General features: G+C 44.6%; 3 protein-coding genes. All 3 read right to left on the bottom strand.

The window, feature by feature from the left end; all coding sequences use genetic code 11:
- Positions 1-1568 (bottom strand): aryl-sulfate sulfotransferase (locus IH879_20380; GenBank protein MCH7677286.1); only part of this gene is annotated, 1568 nt, incomplete at its 3' end.
- A 54-nt stretch (positions 1569-1622) separates the two neighbouring features.
- Positions 1623-3737: a tetratricopeptide repeat protein gene (locus tag IH879_20375; protein MCH7677285.1), complete on the bottom strand. Its 2115-nt coding sequence runs from the start codon at positions 3735-3737 to the stop codon at positions 1623-1625.
- 210 nt (positions 3738-3947) lie between these two features.
- Positions 3948-4357 (bottom strand): hypothetical protein (locus IH879_20370; GenBank protein ID MCH7677284.1); only part of this gene is annotated, 410 nt, incomplete at its 5' end.

The following is a 4357-nucleotide window of genomic DNA, read 5'->3' as shown; positions in this document are numbered from 1 at the left end:
GTAAATCGCCCACTCGCCACAACCTCAATTTGACGACCCAGCACATCAAAGACAGTCAAACGAACATCTGCGTCAAATGGTAAACTAAAAACAATCTGGGTTGAAGGATTAAATGGATTAGGATAGCTTTGCGACAATAAAAACTCGGTTGGAATTTCGCTAACCGGAGCGCCTAGGCCGACAGTTGGATCGATTTCAATCGGATCTCCGGGCGTCAAATCCCTGTTTACCAACCCCGGGTAGTCCGGGCCATAGCGAGTTGCTCTAAAAACCAGGTTCCGGTTACGACCATTAACGACCGGGATCGGATCTCCCTGGGTTAGAGGTCCTTCGCCTGTGACAGGGTTTATATATAGCCATACTGAATCCTGCATCGAATCAACTTCCAAAATAATCCCATGCGCGCCGTCGCACATCAGCGTATTGCCATTTTCCAGGCGCTGGGCGCCGGAAAGAAAAGAAGCAAAGAAGTCGGTGGGGTTAGGGGCGGTATAGCGCCACACCGGATCTTCAGGGCCAAACGCCATCCCGGGAGTTAGAGAATAGTTGCCGTTACTGTCAACCGGCGGGACGATTTCGTCAATGGTTGAAAAGTCACCTTCCGGACGTCCGCGACCATTGTTGAAGACCAGAATGTTACCGGCGCCGGGGAGGCCGGCTTCAATCCAGTGAGGATGATGTTGGTTGAAAAACTTGCGGTCCGCAGGTGTGCCTGCATCATAGGCCTCAGGATTTCCCCAACGATAAAGAATATCTCCCCCCTTCCCGCTGTTACCGCCCGTGTGACCCGCTGCCTCTTCAGTGGTGGTGCTATGGTCGATCACCCACAATTCGTGAAGCCTCGGAATGCCAATCATAATCTGATCCAGCTCAGGATTATAATCGACGGCATTCGCATGCAGCCAGTCAGGCGTTCCATTATTTGCAAAATTAATATCGATTAATTCCGGGTGATCCGCAACAACACCAAAATTTTCTTGAGTTGAATCAAAGTCCTGAATCAAGTGGTTCCAAATGTGCCATTCCCAGACAATCACTGCACCAGTGGGGCCTTGGGGCTCGACTTCAATAATATGTTCCGGCCACATGACACCATCAAAAGTGGAATCACGACCTGCTGAGGTGGCTTCAGTGCGGGATTTAAACTCCCAGGCCAGAATGAGCACGTTGCCATTTGGAAGAGGCTCAATATCATGATGCGCACGCACCAAACTGTCGGAATATTCGAACTCCCAAATAAGATTCCCTTCCCAATCAAATTTCTCCACTCTGCCGGCGTCTCCTCCTGCAATAAAAGTCGTATTTCCTCCCTGATCGGCGGCGCGAAGCAAATCGCCATTCTCGAGCAGATACACGGAATTCCCGGGCACATAATCACTCTCCCATGAATTGACCAACAAGCCATCATTGTTAAGCAAGTAAGTCCTCGTAAATGTGAGAGCAGAAAAAAGAGTGTATCCGTTAAACGACTTTGAATCATTCAAAAACAGTCCCATAGTTTGTTCTTGCCCTGAAACAAAACTGAATGACATCAAGATGAAAAACCCCATTAGAAATTGTTTCTCCATAGTACCCTCCGACTTTTAAGTGAATAAAAGCATGCAACCAAATGTTTATCTTACTTATAATTGCTTTAAAGATTCCCTGGCAGCTTTGCTGGAAGGCTCAATTTCTAATGCTTTTTGAAATGCATTTCTGGCGCTTGAGATTCTACCCATCTGTTTGTAAACATGTCCGATGTTAATAAAGGCCTGAAACGAATTGGGGCGCACGAAAATCTCATTTTGGTAAGAATTGATGGCTTCCTTATAGTTGCCAAGTAAGGCATAGGTATTTCCAAGATTTAAATAACCGTTTGGAAAATCCGGATCAAGAACAACAAGTTCTTTATAAAAAGCTAACGCCTTCTCCGGATTCCGATACTGACGGGCGTAAATATTACCAAGAGTATAATAGGTGTAAGGATTCTTTTTGTCAATCTGCAGGCCGCGTTCCAGAATAGCAGAGGCTTCTTCATATTTATCGGCCTTTGCCAATGCCATTCCCAAACTCTCTAAATAGGCCGGCTCTTCTGGTTTAAGCTGAGTTGCTCGACGGAAATTCTTAATGGCCATCTCAAAGTTCCCGGCAGCAGAGAAAGTTTTACCCAGTTTAAAATATGCATCTGAATGGTTCGGTTGATGAACTATCGCTTGCTTAAACATTTGCAGTGCCTGCGAGTCTTGCTCCAGTTCAAATTGGATTTCTCCGATATAAAAATAAGCAGCCGCTTTGTTCTGTGCACGTTTCAAACTTTTTGAGAGATTGGTTAATGCGGAGTCCAGGTAAGCTTTGCGCCTGTCGTGTTCTTTATAATAATCAAAATAAGCAACACCTTTCCGAAATTCGGTCCCCGTATCTTTCGCATCAACATCCGGAACCAGGGAAATAAGAGGCCGAAGTTCCGAGGGTTGCCTTAGATTTGACCAGTCAATAACGGTTTTTTCTTCATCGATTCTGATCCAGTGGTCGGTTGTGGTGACACCGTGCAGAGTATTATCCGTACCCGTGCTGTTCATGTGACACGAGATGCAGTTATCCGCTTTCCGATGGGAATGCCTTGAGTTGTTTCCCGGGAGCTTTTCGGAAAGATGGCATGTTAAGCATTTATTGTTGTAGTGCTCACTTGTAAATGTCTTAATAGAATAATGTGGATCATGACAGGTAATGCAAGTCATCGCACCCTTACTTTCAGTAAAACATCGACTGAGGGCCATTCGTTGTGCAGCATCTGCAACTTCGAAAACATCTTTCCGGGTCTTTTCCGGAAAATAAACCGACCGATGAGACTCCAGCAACTTTCCGGGCCTGTAGTCGAACCAGTCATTTTGTCCTCGTAGAGCCCAGGCCTTGCCCTGCAAATGACATTGACGGCAAACATCGAGCTGTCTTTTTGGTGACAGTTTGCGCGGATTGACAATTGTAGCGGCATTTTGCGGCAGGTTTTCGATTTTCTCCCCTCGCATTTGTTTTACATGTAATTCGCCCGGACCATGGCAGCGTTCACAACCGATGCCGAGAGGGAAGGGTTTCACATATCTTTCATTAGCTGTAAGCGAAACCTGCATGTATGAATTGTGGCAGGAAAGACATTTTGCTGTCGCGAACCGTGTGAAACGCAAGTTTCCAAATTCACGATACCCCGGGCTGAGATCCCAGGCTTGTTTGTGCACATACCAGGTCAAGGGCAACTGGTATAGCATACCATTTTCGTTGTCAAAATACATCCGTAAATTGTTCCCCGAACCCATTACATACTCCGCTTCCGCCAAACGCTCGTGTATCACATGACCCTCAGAATCGAGGCGGTATTCACGCTGATAAAAACGTCCGTCACGCGTAACCATCTCATAATAATAATTCTTGACCGAATCATAAACTACGTTTGCTTGAGGGTAGTCTTCAATTATATTAGTGGTGTCAAGCTTGGCCATCGACCGGCCCATTTCGGCTTTTGCATAAGATTCATAAATGGCCGGGTGACACGTCTGGCATTTTCTTGAGCCAAGATATTTTACATCTTTGGCGGTATTCAGGTAAATCACACCTCCATCTTGTGCATATTGAGATGATATATCGTTGCCAGCATTTACCCTTAAAGCGCTTTGTCTGGTTTTCAAAACAAAAGCGGCACTCAGCACAAAAAGACCCAAAACAACTAATCCTGTTATTTTAGAATTAATCCCGTTCTTAGTCATTTCTTTATTCTTTAACTTTTCATTTATTGATAATCGAATTTCCTCGAATCACAAAGGGAACGAAATCTACAACCTTGCAACTAATCTAGTTATAATTTAACAAAATTTCATTTATAAATCAAATAGTGGCTCAGCCTGAAATATTGGCAGTTTCAAGAAAGGGCGAAATTTTGATAGGAAGTGAATCGGCTTTATGAAAAGGTTTAAAAATTAATCGGCAAGCACAAAACGGCTGGTTTCACGTAAAATAGGCATTTTTAGATAATTGGGCCCGAGTTCTTCTACATTTTCACCCAAGCTTTCTAAAAGGCCCTCAGGTAATGATCGGTTAATAAGCAGGTAGGGTATGATTTCGTACTCGCCCTTCGGCAAATGATGTGACTGCAATCCAATTATAAGAAATCTCGAAACCGACTCTACTCCAAGAGTGAGAAAATCATCGTAAGATAACCCGGCAATCCTGGATTCCAATATGACGACCTCATCGGTATCCACATTCCTGAAGATAACAGGGCTAATTAGATTTCCGACAGCTGTCGGAAATTTAACTGTAAGTGACCCGAGTAGCGCTTGCAAAGTTACTTTGAGTATGACTACAATTGATTCTCCCCGTAATTCAG

The sequence above is a fragment of the candidate division KSB1 bacterium genome (assembly GCA_022562085.1).
GTDB lineage: Bacteria > Zhuqueibacterota > Zhuqueibacteria > Oceanimicrobiales > Oceanimicrobiaceae > Oceanimicrobium.
Note: the sequence above shows the minus strand (reverse complement) of the source record. Positions and strands in the feature narration are given on the sequence as shown.

Excerpts from the sequence above, each read along its gene's own strand:
- IH879_20375 (MCH7677285.1), bottom strand. The coding sequence starts at position 3,737 with ATGACTAAGAACGGGATTAATTCTAAAATAACAGGATTAGTTGTTTTG.